Raw genomic sequence first — 17,310 nt, 5'->3', positions numbered from 1 at the left:
TTATTTTTTAACCGTTATGGTTTTTTCTGCATAGACAGATCCATTATCAGTTATTCCCTGTATAATAATTTTGAATTCCCCGCTCAAATCACCTGTTGTGAAAGTCAATGAGGTATCTCCGGTTTTACTAATTGCAGTTTGGTAGTTCCAGTAAATAGTTGAAAAGTTTATGGGTTCGTTCAAATTTCTTATGTCAGCAACATAAAATTCTTTCGGCAAGGATATTCCATCCAGGATAAATAAATTTGGTTTATTGGCATCGGCCGAACATCCGCCGTATACAGTAGTTCCACCGCCGAACAGCTTGTAGCTTCGGTTGTTTTCAGCTGGCTTATTTTTCGGATCGTTCCTATGATTCGGGCAATTTAAATAGCCATTACCGCAAACATAGTCGCCGCACTTATTCATGTTACTGGCAAAAAAGATTGAGTTATCTTTCACCTTTTTTATCGTTACATCTTTAAGTTTAATTCCAGAAAGAGCACTTATACCTTCACTTCCCGATTGTAAGACACTTGTATTTTGTGTTTTCTGAGCGTAATGGCTACTTCTTAGTAACGATTTAATTTCGCTAAACGGGTTAAGAATGTTAACATTATAAGCTGAAAAATTTCGATCATTAATGGTTAGCCAAATTTTGGGTTTGTCTTCAGTAATTAAGGCGCTATAGGGCAGAACAAATTTGCCTAAACTATCGGTTGTTATGGCATTGAGGTTAGAACCTGCAATTGTAGTTAGAGAAATAGGTACCTTCAACATTTTTTTACCCTTGGTTATTTCGCCACGATATTCAAATGCTGAAATTGTTTTTTCCTGAGGAAAACCTTCAGTGACTTGGTGAGGCCATTTATACTTTCGCCATCCTTTTATAAGTAATACGTTTTCCAGATAATTCAAATCCTCCAATTTAATCCCTGAAGAACTTGGAGGCAATTCGTTCGTGTGATTTTCCAAATAAGCAAAATCAACAATATTTTTTCTACTTGACAAATTAATCCTGTTTCCTTGCACCACCGCTATTGAAACAAGGCCGTTTAGTAATTTACCGCTACTCGAAACCTTCAGATTAAGCTTCACACTATCTCTGGTTTTAAACTCCTCTCCTTCCGGAAGAATTTCGAGTTTACTGAGTTCGTTGTAATGAGCAAAAAAAATCCGCTCGGCGATGGGTCTATATAAACCATCAAACAATGTAATGGTGTTCAGGCCTTTTGGCACAGAATCTAGCTTCAACAAAACCTTCAAGGGCCGGTTATTCTTCATATCCAATGCAGTTACAAGAAAGATCTTTTCCTGGTTATGAACTACCAAATGTATCGTTTCATCGATGTTGCTTTGCAACACAGCCCGAATTTCATCGTTCCCAATTGCCGAATTTAGTCTGATAACTGTGCCTTGCTTTAAACTTTCCGGCAAAGCGTAACTCCCAATCAGTTTATTTTCGTTAAGCAATTTTACCTTATAGCTTTTACCGGATTCGGGCTTCAAGTAAAAGTTTCCAAGGCCCGATAAATCAGTTGAAATCGTATCTAAAACTTTATCATCCGCAAATAAAACGGCTTTGGCACTTATGGATAATCCATCCCTGTCTTTCACCTCCCAACCAACCTTATTTTGGATACCGGATACCATATATCCGCCTTCGGAAAAAAAACTAACCTGAAAGCGTACCTCTTCCTTAATCGGAATTTCGAAATTTAGATATTCCTTACTAACACCTTTTTTTACCGAGACTGAAACAAGGTTGTTTTCATTCGTTAGTCTGTTTGCAGGAAAGTCTATCATCATCTCGCCTATGACGCTCGTTTTTGCCTTACCTGTTTTCAAAATGTTACGATCTCTGCCAATAGTATAACTTACTTCAGCATCAGCAACGAAGCGATTGTCGCCCGTGAGCGCTTTTAGCAGAACAGTTCCATTGCCAGTGGTTTCATCACCTGCCTTAAATAACGATAAACTCGCAACTAATGGATTTATGGTGGTCGATTTGATTGTTATTGGTTGCAAGAATTCTACATCAGGCTTATCGCCGAATTTGATATTGGTATTCGCAACAAATCTATAGCTGCCGCTTTGCAACGAATCGGGAAGAATTAAACTCCCGAATGTATATCCTTTTTCAATCAGAAATTTTTGTTGCAGCACAACGGAGCTGTCGGCATCACGAACAAGAGATAAGTAGAGCGTATTGTAATGCGCTAACCCCACGATGGTTTTAAGCAAATATCCTGTAAACCAAACCTGATCATTGTTGGTATAAATATTTTTATCGAAATGGACGAATAAAACAGAATTTCGATTATGCAGATCGTAGTGCTCTAAAACATTTGCCAGACTGTCAGTTTTGTTAGTCTGAGCCCGAAGGTTTAACTCCAGAAACAAACTTAAAACCAGAAAAAGCAGGCTTTTTTTAAGCATTATCCATTCATTTTGCTTAAAAATCAGGATATTATTTTAAAAATTCAAACTTAAATGATGCCGGACAACGGCCCGCCTTCTTCAGCAAGTTTATTAATTCGCTTTTCCACTTCATCATTTTTAATTAATTCTGGTGCATGATGTGGCTTTTTCCTCGCATCTATAATAAGTGAACCTTTGCAACCCCAATGCTTATTAATTGTAAAATCGTTAATACCGAATATGTCAGCTGCTGGATTACTTCTTGTAAATGTAATCCAAACGAGGTTATTAATGGTTTGTGCTGCGAATGTGGAATCGTCGCATAAAACAATTAACGGAAAGCCAGATAGATCTAAATCCATCACTGCCATATTAAGTAATGCGATTTCAGCTGCCGTTTTCTCCTGGTTTTGATAAAGCGGTGCGCTAAGTGTAAATATACCTGGGATAGCGACTCTGGCATTTTCAAATCCGGCAGGAAAAATTATTCCTTCTGGCAGTTCGGTCCACAAATTTCGCTTTTTTTCGCCGGCAGCTGCAAAAACCACTTTTGAACCACTATTAAGGCCATCGCCACTATAATCCAGGGTATCAATAGTTGTATTTGTATAAAAATGAAGGTCTGTTTTGAAGTCGATTCTTTCCAAAACATGTTGTAAAAACGCGGATATGTTATGTGTGGTTAATTGCTCATCATCCTCCCTCGCGGCGATAAAGAGGTACTTTGCTAAACTCAGTTGGTTTTTACCCAAAATATGGTTTGCGATTGTTAGAATTTCCTGTGGCTTCCTCCCCTTTAAATAAGGCGTATATCGCTCACTTCCAATCGCAAACAAAAGCGGATGTACGCCGGCGGCATCAACTGCATTAACCTCCTTTAGACCATGAATTTCCTGAGGAATTGCCGAACCCGTTATCTCGTGAATCAAAGCACCAAAACTTGTGTCCTCCTGGGGAGGGCGACCTACCACAGTGAACGACCAGATCGCATCTTTTCTGTGGTAAACATTGCTAATTTTCATCAGTGGAAAAGGATGCGTTAAACTGTAATAGCCTAAATGATCTCCAAACGGTCCTTCTGGTTTATTTTCATTTGGATAAACCATTCCTGTTATAATGAAATCAGCATCTGCAGAAATGCAGAAGCCTTCATCATCGTAAAAATACCTGAACCTTCTGTCGCCCAACGCACCTGCAAAGGTCATTTCAGACAAGCCTTCGGGTAAAGGCATTACCGCTGCCAAAGGATGAGACGGTGGTCCGCCAACAAAGATACTCACCTTTAAAGGTTGCCCTAAGGCATTTGCTTTCGATTGATGAACACCAATGCCACGATGAATCTGATAATGTAAACCGATTTCCTTATCCTGTATGTATTCGTTTCCACCGAGCTGAATTCGATACATTCCAAGATTTGAATTCATTACGCCAGGCTTTTCGACATCTTCGGTGTAAACTTGAGGCATTGTAACAAAAGGGCCTCCATCCATCGGCCAGTTTACAATTTGAGGCAATTTACTAATCGTTGTCTTTAAAAAATTATTTTTGGCTGATGGCGTTTTTAAAGGTAAGGCGGAAAGCGCCGACATCGCTGAACCTGCATATTTAAAGGGATTTTTGAGCGCTTTAATTGGGTCGTTGCGTAAGGAAACCAGTTGCTGCACTTTTGGTAAGGTATCGCGAAAGATGAACTTTGAACGTTCTAATGTTCCAAACAGATTAGATACAGCCGGAAAAGGACTTCCCTTTATCTTTTCAAAAAAAATAGCAGGCCCGTTGCTTTCATAAACGCGTAAATGAATAGCGGCCATTTCCAGATAAGGGTCTACTTCATCCTTTATCCTTAATAAATGACCGTGCTTTTCTAAATCACTAACACATTCTGCTAAACTTTTGTATGCCATGCCCAAAGATATGTGCTCCAAAACAAAAAAGCCACAGAATAATAGATTATGTTAAATCTATTATACTGCGGCTTCATCAATAAGATAATTCTATTTCTTACCTGCAAATGAGCGAAGCATCCAGGTGTTTTTTTCTTTAAATTGCATAAAACGGTTAACCATATCGTTAGAACCATCATCGCCGGCACTCGCAGTTGCATCTAAAATTTCGCGTTCCATTTCAATTAAGGTCGACATATCGTCTAAAATCGCATCAACCATATCAAGGTCTTTCATGCCAATGGTATCAATTTCTTTAATTTTTGATTCCTGTATGTAATCTGCGAAACGGCTATGTGGTGGCTTACCCAACGTTAATACACGTTCAGCTATTTCATCGATGGTTAGTTGCGCATTGGTATATAATTCTTCAAATTTAACATGAAGTGTAAAAAAGTTTTGTCCTTTGATATTCCAATGGCAACCTCTTAATTTTTGATAATGAATATGATAATTGGCCAGGTAATCATTTAATAAGTCTACAACTGGTTTAACTTCCTTTTCGTTAAGGCTGATTTCTTTAGCGTCCATTTTAATTTTTGTTAAAGTATGCTTTCCGAACAAATAAAAATTAAAAAAGTTTGTCATAAAACAACAATTAAACAATACAGAATTTATCCTTCCGTTTAATAGACGTAAATACAATAGAGCAAAAATTATAAACAATTGTTAATTAGCGAAATGTGGTTTCAGTGAACGAATAATCAAACTATAAATATCAAATGCTGGCTTCTACGCGGCTATAGGTTTTATAATATTATTCGTATAATTGCTACCCCTGATAAAAAATTTAGATAAAAATAAATGTATAAAATAGGTTTAACTGCTATAGTTTTGTTTGCTTTAAATGCAACAGGTGCTAAGGCAAATGCAGTAATCGACTCTATCGGAGTAGAAAATAATAATGGAAAAAAATTAATCATACATCAAACAGCTGCAAAAGACACATATTATTCTATTGGGAGAAGGTATAATGTACCACCAAAGGAGATTATGGCTTTTAACGATAACAAATATCTTCAGATTGGTGTTGTGATAAAAGTTCCCACGAATTTCCCTTTTAGCCCTGCAGCCGGAAGTGCCGCAAATCAAACTGTTAGCTCAACAACGAACGTTACGGAGTACGTTGTAAAGCCAAAGGATAATTTGAATATGCTGGCTGAAAAATATGGCACAACTATTAATGAATTAAAAGCGCTTAACAATTTAAGTGGCAATAATTTGAGCATTGGCCAGGTTTTAAAGATCCCTGCAAAAACCGGAGAAGTAACTCAAACTCAAAAAACCGAAACCGTTGTACCGGTAAAATCAGCGGAACCAACGAGCATTCCTCAGCAAGCTGAAAATACACCATCTACATTGATTGAACATACCGTGCAACCGAAAGAATTTTTGGGAAAAATTGCAGAAAAGTACGGCACAACCGTAGAAGAGATAAAGAAAGCAAATAATCTTTCAGGTATTAACTTAAGAATTGGACAGAAACTAAAAATTCCTGCAACAAAAAATATAGAAGATAGTAAGGTAGCGCCTGCCGGCGAAAGTGTAACAACCCAAACAGTAGAAGTTAAGGATGCGCCTGGTACATATACTGTAAAAAAAGGAGAAAGTATTTTCGCAATTGCGAAGCAGTTTGGTATAACCGCATATCAAATCAGAAAGCTTAACAATTTAACGGATAATGGTTTATCGACTGGGCAAGTTTTGAAAATCCCTACCGAAATCACAACGGAAATTCCGAAAGTGACAGAAAAAGAAGCTCCAGTTGCAGTGAAAGAAACTACTAAAGATGAAAGTTTTATTTACACCGTTGGTAGTGGCGAATCTATCTTCAATATTGCGAAAAAATTTAATTTAACAGCTTACCAGATTAGAACGGCCAATAAATTAAGTGATAACACGATTACAACAGGTCAGAAACTTGTGATTCCGAAACCACCTGAGCCGAAATCTGTTAACGATTTAGCCAAACAAGATCAGGAAGAAAATCCGGATAGTACATCGTTTAAAGACCCAAAACTTAAAGGCGCTCCCAGCAAATACGGATTAAACCAGATAGAAGAAAAAGGAACAGCTGTTTCCATTGCCGATGCGGATTTGGATGCGTCGAAAATGCTTGTTCTACACCGTACTGCACCTATTGGTACAATAATAAAATTAACCAACCCAATGACAAATCGAACTGCGCTGGCCAAAGTTGTTGGTAAATTTACAGAGAACGAATCCACAAAAGATGTTATAATTGTAATGACGAAAGCCGTAGCAGACTCGCTGGGCGCTTTAGACAAGAGATTTTTTTGCAATTTAACGTACGGTGTGCATGAACTTGAATAAGAAACCATTTATTATTGGAATTGCAGGAGGAAGCGGTTCAGGAAAAACATTTTTTTTAAATTGTTTTCTTCATCATTTTAAACAAGATGAAGTTACGCTAGTTTCTCAGGACGATTATTACATTCCTGCCGGAGAGATGACGCAGGAGGAAAATAAACTTTATAACTTCGATTTACCATCAACAATAGATAGTGAGCAGTTTTTAAGAGACATTAAGCAGCTTCTCGCTGGCGAGGTTGTTTACAAAAAAGAGTACAACTTTAATAATCCTTTAGCAGTTGTTAAAATACTCGAAATAAAATCGGCACCAATAATAATAGTTGAAGGCTTATTTATTCTTTATTTTAAAGAAATTGCCGCTCTGTTGGATCACATGATTTTCGTAGATGCAGATGAGCAGGTGGCGTTAGACCGCCGCATAAAACGCGATGGATTAGAGCGTGGCTACCCTGAAGAAGATGTGTTATACAAATGGCGAAACCATGTTCTGCCGGCTTATAAAGAATATTTATTGCCTTATAAAAACGATTGCCACAAAATCGTTATAAACAATACAAATGAGCCCGATGAGATAATAGCCATTACGGAGGCCATTTCCAATGACTTGAGAAATAGCATTTTGGTAGATATTTCTTGATGAAAGCGAACTTAATGCCGATATGCACAAACCTTCTGGCTTTTGCATATTGGCTTTACCTACTCGATCCTTTCAAATCCACACCACAAATCAGGAGATACAAATCTTTGCTGCAAACAAAAAATGCACTGGTTACACATTTGCTCGTCGCCACATTTTTTGCACTGTTTGCAACGCTATTAATCATCAATGAAGAGCAAAGGGATATATTTTCTTTTATCCCGCTATTCTTTATAATTCTCGTAGTGGCTTTTAATTAAAATCTGTCGTTATAGGTATCATCGCGATTTCCACCTGGTTATTCGTGGCGACCGCCTTAAAACATCCTGGTTTGACAAGCTGGCGAGCATCCTGGTTTTAATTTTACCATTGCTTGCCAATATTTTCATTTGCATACTATTTACAAAGAATTAATTTAAAGTCATCTCCGGAATTTTACCTTCAATCACCAGCCTGCCGGCGGTAGCTTGTTTTATGAAATCGACACTTACACCCGGCGCTCTTTCCAGAAGCCTAAACCCACCTTCAGGTAAAATATCTAATACGGCAAGTTCAGTAACAACCTTCTTTATGCACTTAACCCCTGTTAAAGGCAATGTACATTTTGGTAAAAGTTTACTTTCTCCTGCCTTATTTACGTGTTGCATGGCCACAATAATATTCTTTGCAGATGCCACTAAATCCATAGCGCCACCCATTCCCTTAACCATTTTACCGGGAATTTTCCAGTTCGCAATATCACCGTTTTCCGAAACTTCCATAGCACCTAAAATAGTTAAATCTACTTTTTGAGCTCTAATCATTCCAAAACTCATTGCCGAATCGAATATTGAAGATCCAGGCAAGGTTGTAATCGTCTGTTTCCCTGCATTAATTAAATCGGCATCTTCTTCACCTTCAAAGGGAAACGGTCCCATGCCCAAGAGGCCATTTTCTGATTGTAATACAATATTTATATCCGGTGGAATGTAATTGGCAACCAAAGTTGGAATACCAATGCCCAGGTTAACATAATAACCATCTTTTATTTCTTTAGCAATGCGCTGTGCTATTTCCTCTTTTGTAAATGCCATAAATCAAATGAATGAAAGTTAATTGAGTAAGTGTTATTGATTAATTTTGTCAGGGAAGAATTTCTTAACTGTTTTCAGGGACGATTACTATTTCATGTTAGCAATCAATAAAGTAATGAAATACCGACTTACAAACGAACTAATGAGCCGATGAACTAATGAACCTTCCTTACGGTTCTTTGCTCAATTCTTTTTTCATAATCTTTTCCCTGAAAAACCCGATGCACATAAATTCCAGGAGTATGAATGTAGTCTGGGTCAAGCGCTCCAACTTCAACCAGTTCTTCAACTTCGGCAATGGTAATTTTGCCGGCCATCGCCATTACGGGATTAAAATTTCTGCTGGTTGAGCGGAAAATGAGGTTTCCTGCAGTGTCACCTTTCCAGGCTTTTACAATTGCAAAATCTGCGTCAAATGCATATTCAAGGAGATAATCTTTACCATCAAAATTTCGGATTTCTTTTCCCTCAGCCACTTCGGTTCCTACACCTGCAGGTGTAAATATTGCAGGCATGCCATATCCCGCTGCCAAACACCGGGTTGCAAGTGTGCCTTGCGGAATTAAATCAACCTCCAATTCGCCACTCAGCAGTTGCCTTTCGAATTCAGCATTTTCTCCAACATAGGATGATATCATCTTTTTGACCTGACGTTGTTTCAGCATTAACCCGATTCCAAAATCATCCACGCCGGCGTTATTGGATATGCACGTAAGGTTTTTGGTGTTTTTTGCTACTAACGCGTTGATACAATTTTCAGGGATGCCGCATAAACCGAACCCACCTAACATAATGGTGGCGCCATCAGGTATATCATGTATGGCTTCTTCAGCTCCTGATACAACTTTATTTATCATTTTATGAATTTTTGGTTAGGCTGCTAAAGTACAGAAACGATACAGTTTTTTAAAACTTAAATGCGAGTCGGTCCTAAATATTATGTAACCCCTTTAAAGAATAATAAATTGGAATTAATCTAAATAACACTACCTTTGTAATCAGATGTTTAACGATAGAGATAACGAGGATTTCAGAATACCAACAGACCCTGAATGTCAAAAAGGAATGGGATTTATTTTCAGCTGTACGGCAGAACATAAAAAATGTTGCGAAAAATATAAAAAAGGAAAGCGTTGCAAAAAGTGTCCTGGCAAGGATAAAAAGTAATTATTTATAAATTTCAATAATTTTATCATCGTTGCCATTGCTGGTGCAAACGTATATTTTACCTTCCGGCGAAATACAAACATCCCGCATCCTGCCATAACTGTTTACAAAAAAATCTTTCGTACCCTCAATTTTAGTTTGTCCATCATCTAGCTTAAGCTGCATTAATTTTGTATTCTTCAAAACAGCAAGAAGTAGTGAATTTTTAAACTGGGGGATATAATCTGAAGTATAATAAGCCATTCCACTTGGCGCAATTGTAGGTGTCCACACAATTAAAGGTTGGGCAATACTATTTGCCGAACAGAAAGACTGCTCTCCTGCTTCATCACAAAATCCTTTAATGTTTGGCCATCCATAATTTCTTCCTTTTTCGATTACATTGATTTCATCGTCAGAATCGGGTCCGTGTTCTGAGGAAAAAACTTTATTTCCAACCTGTACCAATCCTTGCGGATTACGATGACCGAAAGTCCATAAGCGATTATTCGGGTAAGGATTATCCGCAGGAATTGAGCCATCGAGATTAACCCTTAAAATTTTTCCCGAAGTTGAATTTACATTTTGAGGCGTGTTGGTATCTGCCGCATCGCCTGTCGAGATGAAAAGCTTTCCACCAGAAATTAGTAACCTGGAGCCATTGTGATTCGAAGCAGCACCGATATTATCTAATATGGTAAGAGGATTGGTAAGTGCGCCGCCGGTGTAGGTGTAGCGTACTATTTTTTCTTTATAGCTGCTGCCGTAATTGTAGGCTACATAAACCCAGGGATTTGTTGAAAAATCAGGGTTTAACGCAATTCCTAGCAAACCACCTTCGCCATTTTCCCGAACCTCACTGATTGTGAGAAGTGGTGATATTTGTCCGTTAGCAGGGTTTAACCGACTAATTTTCCCGCCTCTTTCGGTAAACCAGATAAAGTTATCTGGTCCGTAAACCATGCCCCATGGAAAACGCAAACCTGAAACGACAACCCTGTTTTTAAGTTCAACATCTGGAAGGTTTCCGGTATCATTACCATCACTTTTGTTTTTTTTGCAGGTTGTAAACAAAAAGAGTACAACAATGCAGGTAAAAATGGCTCTCATAATCGTAACGTTTTAATAGTAACACACTTAGTGAAAATTAGTTTTGGTGCTGCCCTACTGCCTTTTCATATACTAGTTTAAATAAACGTAAGTAATACCATCTCCTCCTCTATCTGCATGTTCATCTTCCATTCTATTTACCTGACTATATTTCTTCAAATATTCACGAATCATTTTCCGTAAAATACCATCGCCCTTACCATGAATTAGTTTTATCGAGGGAAAACCCAACATAATGGCTTTATCTAAATATTTCTCAACTTCAAAAAGTGCATCTTCGGTTCTTTTCCCACGTAGATCCAGCTCCGCTCTAAAACCGGAAACAGCCTCATTCATCCGCCCTGCGAAAGAGCCGGCGCTACTTTGAGCAACTTTCTTAGCTTCTTTATTGCTAATCTTTTGAACACGATTTTTTTTCACGTTAGATCGTAAATCTCCAATCGCTAAAACCAGTTCGTTTCTGTTAATTTCCAAAACGGTTGCAGTTGTTTCGCTATCCACAAACTTTACCCAATCGCCAACTTCAATCTCGCCACCAACTACAACAGTCTGCGTTTTCGGCTTTTCTTTCGGAACCGTATTCTTCACCAATTCTTTTTGCAGATTTTCCCTTAATTCTTTTGTAACGGCTTTATCTGCTTGCTTCTCTTTAATCTCGGCAATGGTATTTTCAACGAGTCTGTTCGCATTTTTTATGATGTTCTGCGCTTCCTGCTTTGCTTCCTTAATCAAAATACGTCTGTTTTCATCAAGGAAAGCCCTGAGTTTTTCATTCTCGGCGACAAGATTTTTGGCTTTATTCGTCTGGTTTGCCAAGCTAACTTTGGTATCGTAAATCGTTTTCTTCTCCCGCTCCAAATCAACCAGCATCGTATCAACCCGATTTTGATTAGAGCCTGTTTTTTCTTTGGCAAGTGCAATAACTTCTTTCGGCAAGCCTATATTTTGCGCAATCTCAAAAGCGTAAGAACTTCCGGGCTTACCCATTTCAAGTATGTATAGCGGTTTCATCTTCGCATTATCAAAAAGCATTGATGCATTTTCAAGTCCGGCAGTATTGCCGGCAAAAAGCTTCAAGTTGGAATAATGTGTTGTAATTACACCGCGAACTTTTTTATTGTTTAAAACCTCCAGAACAGCCTCTGCCATAGGCCCGCCAAATTGAGGGTCAGTTCCTGTACCAAATTCATCAATCAGCACCATCGTTTTTGGCGAAGCATGTTCAACAAAGTAACGCATCTTTTTAAGGTGAGCGCTGTAGGTACTCAGGTCGCTTTCTATTGATTGATCATCGCCGATATCTGCAAAAATATTCTCAAAAATGCCAACCTCCGAATTCGCATCAACGGGAATTAAAAGGCCAGTTTGCAGCATAATTTGTAGTAAACCGACCGTTTTCATACAAACGGATTTACCACCGGCGTTCGGGCCTGAAACCAAAACAACCCTTGTTTCTGCATCAATATGAATGTTTAAAGGCGTTACTGTTTTCTTCTCTGCAGCAAAAGAAAGCATTAGTAACGGATGTCTGGCATTAATCAATTTAGTTTTAGGCTCTTTTAACAGCCCGGGCATTTCGCCCTCTACATCAATTGCAAACATTGCCTTAGCTCTTACAAAATCCAACTTTGTTAAAAAGCCGTGGTACGATAACAATAGTGGCGAATATGGCCTTAACTCATCGGTAAGAGCGATTAAAATTTTGATAATCTCCCTTCGCTTATCAAATTCTAAATCACGAAGTTTATTGTTTAGCGTAAAAACTTCTTCAGGTTCAATGTAAACGGTTTGTCCGGTTGCCGATTCATCGTGAACAAAGCCTTTTAGTTTGCGTTTGTTCTCTGCCAAAACCGGAATACACATCTTTCCGTCGCGAATTGTTAAACTGCCGTCCGCAACCCAGTTATTCGCAATCGCCTGCTTATAAATAGAATCCATCCGCTTACGTACATCCTGTTCGGTTTTCGAAATTGAAGCAGTGATTTCCTGTAGTTCTTTCGATGCATTTGGTTTAATTTTTCCTTTAACATCAATAACCTGCTCAATTTTACGAAGGATATTTTTTTCAATCGGCAAGTGCTCAAATAATGCTTCCAATGTTGGGTACACTTCTGCCCTTTCTTCAAAAAACCTCAATACAGAAAAAACGGTTTGCAACGAGGTGTAAATTTGAAACCACTCTTCTTCCTGTAAGTAAGTTCCTTCTACACGGATTTTCTCAACAAGCGCCTTAATATCGAAAAAGCTATTAATTTGCAAAGGTTCCTGATTTTGAATGATGGTTTTAAACTCATTCGTCTGGCGAAGGAATTTATCAATCTGATCGAACCGGTTCATTACCTGCATCTTCTGCACCATTGCCTGGCCCATTGTACTTAAGCAATGTTTACTTATCAGCTGTCTAACTTCAACAAAGCCCAAACGCTCTAAACAATTCTCGGGATATAACATATTATTTAACTGCTGGAAGTACTTTAATTTTAGATTTAGCTAAAGAATCAGCCTTTTCCATTGCTTTTTGTTGTTTTGATAGCCGCTTGCTAATATATTTATACATCTTATCCAAATCCTGAGGATGCTTATAATAATAGCTCATGCTTTGCGCATACTGTGTAGAATCGATACCAAATTTCTTATAAATGCCCTTATAGTATGATGCGGCTACTTTCTTTGACGAATCTGGCATCGCGATTGTTGAAATATAACCATCACTAACGTGGATATCGTACAATATATTCTGCATCTTATCGGGAGCAATCACATTTGAAGGCCTTTCCTCCTTACAGGAAGCTATCCCAAACACAACCGCTAGCACCCAAATCAATCTTCTCATTCTTAATTTAAAATATTATTTATTGCCCAAATTGCGGCAAGGTTATTAATTTTACGCAAAAATAGTTATAAATGAGCATAGCTGATAATCTTAAACATTATAAAAGTGAAGTAGAAACGGACGGCGTAAAGTTAATTGCAGTATCTAAAACGCAAACCAACGATGCTATTCTGGAGGCCTACCACGCCGGACAAAGAATTTTTGGTGAAAACCAGGTACAGGAGATGGTTGATAAGCAGCTACAACTTCCTAAAGATATTGAGTGGCATATGATTGGTCATCTGCAAAGCAACAAAGTGAAATATATTGCACCATTTGTCACTTTAATTCATGGGGTAGATAGCTTGAAACTGCTTCAGGAAATAAATAAACAGGCTTTAAAAAATAAGCGAACCATAGATTGCCTGTTGCAGGTATATATTGCAGATGAGGACACAAAATTTGGCTTAGGACATGATGAATTGATTGAGCTTTTACGTTCGGAAGAATTTTCCGGTTTGAAAAATATTAGAATAGTTGGATTAATGGCAATTGCCACAAACACCAAAAATGAAAAACAAATTGCCATCGAATTTCATGAATTAAAAGTATTTTTCGACGGCATTAAGGTTAGTTTTTTCCGTAAAGATGATTATTTTAAAGAAATTTCTACAGGCATGAGCGCCGACTACAAAATTGCGATTGAGGAAGGGAGTACGATGGTGCGAATAGGAAGCGGCATTTTTGGAAAAAGAATTATAAAACACTTCAAGGCCGATATTTCGGCAAATTAACAGACCAATGAACGTAAATGTTAGAACAGCCGTTGCAAGCGACTGCACAAGGATATTAGAACTTATTAATGAACTCGCCGTTTATGAGCGTGCGCCTGAAGAGGTAACGGTAACGCCCGAACATTTTGTTGAAGCTGGGTTTGGAGACAAACCGGTTTGGAAAGCTTTTGTTGCTGAAATGGATGGCCTCATTCTAGGCTTTGCGCTTTATTATACACGTTATTCTACCTGGAAAGGCTGCCGGTTATATCTGGAAGATTTTATCGTTACCGAAGAACACCGCGGAAAAGGAATTGGTAAACTCCTTTTTGAAAGGGTGATAGAAGAAGCAAAAAATGGGAATTATAATGGAATGGTTTGGCAGGTGTTAGACTGGAATCAACCCGCGATAAACTTTTACAATAAGTACAAAGCCAACCTTGAGGAAGGATGGCTAAATGCATCCTTTTCTAAAGAGCAGGTTAAGGCATTTTAAACTATGGAGATATTTAAATTTGGAGGCGCTTCCGTTAAAGATGCTGATGGCGTAAGAAATCTGGCCAATATTGTTCGCGATTACAAACAAACAGAATTGCTAATTGTAGTTTCGGCCATGGGTAAAATAACAGATAAGCTCGAAGCGCTTGCCTTTGCCTACCTCGAACAATCCGAGCAGACACATTCAATTTTTGAGGAAGTTAAACATTTCCATTTTAGTTTGATAGAAGAGTTGTTTGAAGGAAAAAACAACACTGTTTATGATGATGTGGCCAATACTTTTGTCGAAATAGATTGGTTAATTGAAGATGAGCCTGACAACGACGCGGATTATATTTACGATCAAATTGTATCAATCGGCGAAGTTGTTTCTACTAAAATTGTGGCCGCGTGGTTAAACGAAACCAATAACAAAGCGCTGTGGGTTGATGCCAGAAATTACATTAAAACGGATAACAGCTATCGCGAAGGGAAAGTAGACTGGGATAAGACTTATCAGACTATCCAAAGGGATTTACTTCCAGAGATGCAAAAAAATATTATTGTAACCCAGGGCTTTATTGGTGGAACCAGCGAAAATTACACCACTACTCTTGGCAGGGAAGGCTCTGATTATTCTGCCGCGATTTTTGCTTCGTGCTTAAACGCAAGCGCTTTAACCATTTGGAAAGATGTTCCAGGCGTTCTCAATGCCGACCCGAAATGGTTTGATGAGACAGAAAAAATTGCGCAGCTTTCTTACCATGATGCAATTGAGCTCACTTATTATGGTGCAACTGTAATTCACCCAAAAACTATAAAACCCTTGCAAAACAAAGGCATTCCACTTTTCGTTCGCTCGTTTATAGAGCCCGAAGGTAGTGGAACGGCAATCACTAAAGAGAGCAATCCTTTACCGGTGCCGTCCTTTATTTTTAAGGTGAACCAGGCGCTTATCTCTATTTTTCCAAGAGATTATTCTTTCATTATTGAGGAAAATCTAAGCACCATATTCGAGCTCTTTCATCAATATAAAATTAAAATAAATACGATGCTCAACTCTGCGATTAGTTTCTCAGTTAGCGTGGACGACGATGAGGAGAAGATTAAAAAACTTATCGCAGCACTTTCAACCCAGTTTACCGTTAAGTACAATAAAAACCTGGAATTGGTAACCATTCGCTACTATAACCAACAAACAATTGAAAGAGTTGCTGTTGAAAAAGACATTTTACTTGAAGTTAAAAGTCGGCATACCTGCCAAATGGTAATGAAAAACAAAGCATAGTTTTCTGGTTCATTAGTCTGTTAAGGTTCGTCAGAAGTAAGTAGTGTTGGAACCCGCATTCAGATAGTGATGAATTCGTTAATCGAGCAACCGGAATGAATAAAAGGATTTTAGATTTAGAGGTGCAGAAATATATCACAGCAAATTTAAGCAGTGATGTAAATAAAATTGCTTTAAGCAAAAGTCCGTTTGCAGGCATAAGTGCAGCAGAACTGGCGAACCAGATTGTATCGAAAAACAAAGCAGAAAAAAAGTTGCCATCATGGTTTAATACCGCTCAGATATATTATCCTCCTGCCCTGTCCATCGAGCAAACTTCATCAGAAATTACAGCAGATTACAAGGCTCGATTAGCGAAGGGAAAACTTTTAATTGACATCACGGGTGGATTCGGCATTGATTCATTAGCATTTGCAAAGCATTTAGACCGCATTATTCACTGCGAAATAAACGAAAAATTATCTGAAATTTCTCAATATAACGCGAACGTGCTCGGCTGTAAAAATATCGAGTTTGAAGCTGTTAACGGGCTCGAGTTTGTAAAAAATTCTACGCAACAAATCGACACAATCTATGTAGACCCTGCGCGAAGGGCAGAAACGCGAAAAGTATTTTTGCTGAAAGACTGCAGCCCCGACATAGTTACTAACCTTTCCGGCTTACTAGAAAAGGCAGAACGGATAATTGTTAAAACAGCACCATTGCTTGATATTTCTGCCGGCCTGCATGAATTAAGTTTTGTTAGCGAAATTCATATTGTAAGTGTTAGAAATGAGTGTAAAGAGTTACTTTGGGTAATTGATAGAGGATTTTTTGGCGAACCGAAAATTGTAGCAGCGGCGTTAAATGAGGAACAAAAAGAATTTTCATTTCACAAAGCTGAAATGAACACTTCAGTTGTGTTTGCCGATCATCTTTATCGTGATGAGTATTTATACGAACCCGATGCAGCTTTATTAAAAACAGGTGCATTCAACCTGATTGGAAATCGCTATCACCTTAAAAAGCTTCATGCTCAAACGCAACTATATACAGCACCTGATTTTCAAAAATCTTTTCCAGGCAGAATTTTCAAAATTGAAAAAATATCAGCTGCAAACGATTTAAAAAAAGAGAAGCAGCTGGCTGGAAACATCATCGTCAGGAACTTTCCAGGCAAACCGGAAGAGCTTTCTAAAAAATATAAGATAATACCTGCCAAAGATGATTTTTTTATCTTCACAAAAAATATAGCTGACCAAAACGTGGTTATCCAGGCGAAAATAATTCAGTTTTACTAAAAAAGCTTCCCAAATTTGGAAAGCTTTTTTGCATTTG

14 protein-coding genes are annotated in these 17,310 nt (G+C 38.1%); 6 read left to right on the top strand and 8 right to left on the bottom strand.

Annotated features, from left to right (window positions below):
• The 3 genes from ASG14_RS16335 to ASG14_RS16325 all read right to left on the bottom strand — a co-directional run bounded on the left by ASG14_RS16335 (position 1) and on the right by ASG14_RS16325 (position 4,874).
• Positions 1-2,418: a hypothetical protein gene (locus tag ASG14_RS16335; protein WP_056872148.1), complete on the bottom strand. Its 2,418-nt coding sequence runs from the start codon at positions 2,416-2,418 to the stop codon at positions 1-3.
• 50 nt (positions 2,419-2,468) lie between these two features.
• The gene (locus tag ASG14_RS16330; protein WP_056872147.1) at positions 2,469-4,304 is read right to left on the bottom strand and encodes a UbiD family decarboxylase; all 1,836 of its coding nucleotides are present in this window, start codon (positions 4,302-4,304) and stop codon (positions 2,469-2,471) included.
• Positions 4,305-4,394: 90 nt separating this feature from the next.
• A complete protein-coding gene (locus ASG14_RS16325) occupies positions 4,395-4,874 on the bottom strand; it encodes a Dps family protein (RefSeq protein WP_056872272.1) in 480 nt (159 codons plus the stop codon).
• A gap of 273 nt (positions 4,875-5,147) precedes the next feature.
• Here ASG14_RS16325 and ASG14_RS16320 point away from each other — a divergent pair, with 273 nt between their 5' ends.
• Both ASG14_RS16320 and ASG14_RS16315 read left to right on the top strand, forming a co-directional pair.
• Entirely contained in the window at positions 5,148-6,677 is a 1,530-nt protein-coding gene (locus tag ASG14_RS16320; RefSeq protein ID WP_056872146.1) for a LysM peptidoglycan-binding domain-containing protein, read from the top strand.
• The gene (locus tag ASG14_RS16315; protein ID WP_056872271.1) at positions 6,670-7,314 is read left to right on the top strand and encodes a uridine kinase; all 645 of its coding nucleotides are present in this window, start codon (positions 6,670-6,672) and stop codon (positions 7,312-7,314) included. Before ASG14_RS16320 ends, ASG14_RS16315 begins: the two co-directional genes overlap by 8 nt.
• A 410-nt stretch (positions 7,315-7,724) precedes the next feature.
• Here ASG14_RS16315 and ASG14_RS16305 read toward each other — a convergent pair whose 3' ends face one another.
• The 5 genes from ASG14_RS16305 to ASG14_RS16285 form a co-directional block, all read right to left on the bottom strand.
• Positions 7,725-8,387, bottom strand: coding sequence for a CoA transferase subunit B (locus ASG14_RS16305; RefSeq protein WP_056872144.1), 663 nt, complete (start codon positions 8,385-8,387; stop codon positions 7,725-7,727).
• A 155-nt stretch (positions 8,388-8,542) separates the two neighbouring features.
• Positions 8,543-9,244: a CoA transferase subunit A gene (locus ASG14_RS16300; RefSeq protein ID WP_056872143.1), complete on the bottom strand. Its 702-nt coding sequence runs from the start codon at positions 9,242-9,244 to the stop codon at positions 8,543-8,545.
• A gap of 310 nt (positions 9,245-9,554) precedes the next feature.
• Complete coding sequence (locus ASG14_RS16295; protein WP_056872142.1) at positions 9,555-10,643, bottom strand: sorbosone dehydrogenase family protein; 1,089 nt, start codon at positions 10,641-10,643, stop codon at positions 9,555-9,557.
• A gap of 72 nt (positions 10,644-10,715) precedes the next feature.
• Positions 10,716-13,094, bottom strand: coding sequence for an endonuclease MutS2 (locus ASG14_RS16290; protein ID WP_056872141.1), 2,379 nt, complete (start codon positions 13,092-13,094; stop codon positions 10,716-10,718).
• 1 nt (position 13,095) lies between these two features.
• A complete protein-coding gene (locus ASG14_RS16285) occupies positions 13,096-13,476 on the bottom strand; it encodes a DUF4296 domain-containing protein (protein ID WP_056872140.1) in 381 nt (126 codons plus the stop codon).
• Positions 13,477-13,547: 71 nt separating this feature from the next.
• On the opposite strand from ASG14_RS16285, the gene ASG14_RS16280 reads away from it, so the two are divergent.
• The 4 genes from ASG14_RS16280 (at position 13,548) to ASG14_RS16265 (ending at position 17,273) form a co-directional block, all read left to right on the top strand.
• Entirely contained in the window at positions 13,548-14,249 is a 702-nt protein-coding gene (locus ASG14_RS16280) for a YggS family pyridoxal phosphate-dependent enzyme (RefSeq protein ID WP_056872139.1), read from the top strand.
• Between the two features lie 7 nt (positions 14,250-14,256).
• Complete coding sequence (locus tag ASG14_RS16275; protein WP_056872138.1) at positions 14,257-14,724, top strand: GNAT family N-acetyltransferase; 468 nt, start codon at positions 14,257-14,259, stop codon at positions 14,722-14,724.
• 3 nt (positions 14,725-14,727) lie between these two features.
• Positions 14,728-15,993 carry an aspartate kinase gene (locus ASG14_RS16270; RefSeq protein WP_056872137.1) on the top strand — a complete coding sequence of 422 codons (1,266 nt, stop codon included), beginning with the start codon at positions 14,728-14,730 and terminating at the stop codon, positions 15,991-15,993.
• Between the two features lie 95 nt (positions 15,994-16,088).
• Positions 16,089-17,273 carry a hypothetical protein gene (locus tag ASG14_RS16265; protein ID WP_056872136.1) on the top strand — a complete coding sequence of 395 codons (1,185 nt, stop codon included), beginning with the start codon at positions 16,089-16,091 and terminating at the stop codon, positions 17,271-17,273.
• The last annotated feature ends 37 nt before the right edge of the window (positions 17,274-17,310 follow it).

Origin of the sequence: Pedobacter sp. Leaf194 (assembly GCF_001423945.1) — a bacterium.
Lineage (GTDB): Bacteria > Bacteroidota > Bacteroidia > Sphingobacteriales > Sphingobacteriaceae > Pedobacter.
The sequence above is the reverse complement of the archived record's forward strand: the minus strand, read 5'-3'. Positions and strand labels throughout refer to the sequence as shown.

What these genes read in the sequence shown, in the direction of transcription:
- ASG14_RS16335 (WP_056872148.1), bottom strand. Translation starts at nt 2,418, where the DNA reads ATGCTTAAAAAAAGCCTGCTTTTTCTGGTTTTAAGTTTGTTTCTGGAG.
- ASG14_RS16330 (WP_056872147.1), bottom strand. Translation starts at nt 4,304, where the DNA reads ATGGCATACAAAAGTTTAGCAGAATGTGTTAGTGATTTAGAAAAGCAC.
- ASG14_RS16325 (WP_056872272.1), bottom strand. Translation starts at nt 4,874, where the DNA reads ATGGACGCTAAAGAAATCAGCCTTAACGAAAAGGAAGTTAAACCAGTT.
- ASG14_RS16320 (WP_056872146.1), top strand. Translation starts at nt 5,148, where the DNA reads ATGTATAAAATAGGTTTAACTGCTATAGTTTTGTTTGCTTTAAATGCA.
- ASG14_RS16305 (WP_056872144.1), bottom strand. Translation starts at nt 8,387, where the DNA reads ATGGCATTTACAAAAGAGGAAATAGCACAGCGCATTGCTAAAGAAATA.
- ASG14_RS16300 (WP_056872143.1), bottom strand. Translation starts at nt 9,244, where the DNA reads ATGATAAATAAAGTTGTATCAGGAGCTGAAGAAGCCATACATGATATA.
- ASG14_RS16295 (WP_056872142.1), bottom strand. Translation starts at nt 10,643, where the DNA reads ATGAGAGCCATTTTTACCTGCATTGTTGTACTCTTTTTGTTTACAACC.
- ASG14_RS16290 (WP_056872141.1), bottom strand. Translation starts at nt 13,094, where the DNA reads ATGTTATATCCCGAGAATTGTTTAGAGCGTTTGGGCTTTGTTGAAGTT.
- ASG14_RS16285 (WP_056872140.1), bottom strand. Translation starts at nt 13,476, where the DNA reads ATGAGAAGATTGATTTGGGTGCTAGCGGTTGTGTTTGGGATAGCTTCC.
- ASG14_RS16280 (WP_056872139.1), top strand. Translation starts at nt 13,548, where the DNA reads ATGAGCATAGCTGATAATCTTAAACATTATAAAAGTGAAGTAGAAACG.
- ASG14_RS16275 (WP_056872138.1), top strand. Translation starts at nt 14,257, where the DNA reads ATGAACGTAAATGTTAGAACAGCCGTTGCAAGCGACTGCACAAGGATA.
- ASG14_RS16270 (WP_056872137.1), top strand. Translation starts at nt 14,728, where the DNA reads ATGGAGATATTTAAATTTGGAGGCGCTTCCGTTAAAGATGCTGATGGC.
- ASG14_RS16265 (WP_056872136.1), top strand. Translation starts at nt 16,089, where the DNA reads ATGAATAAAAGGATTTTAGATTTAGAGGTGCAGAAATATATCACAGCA.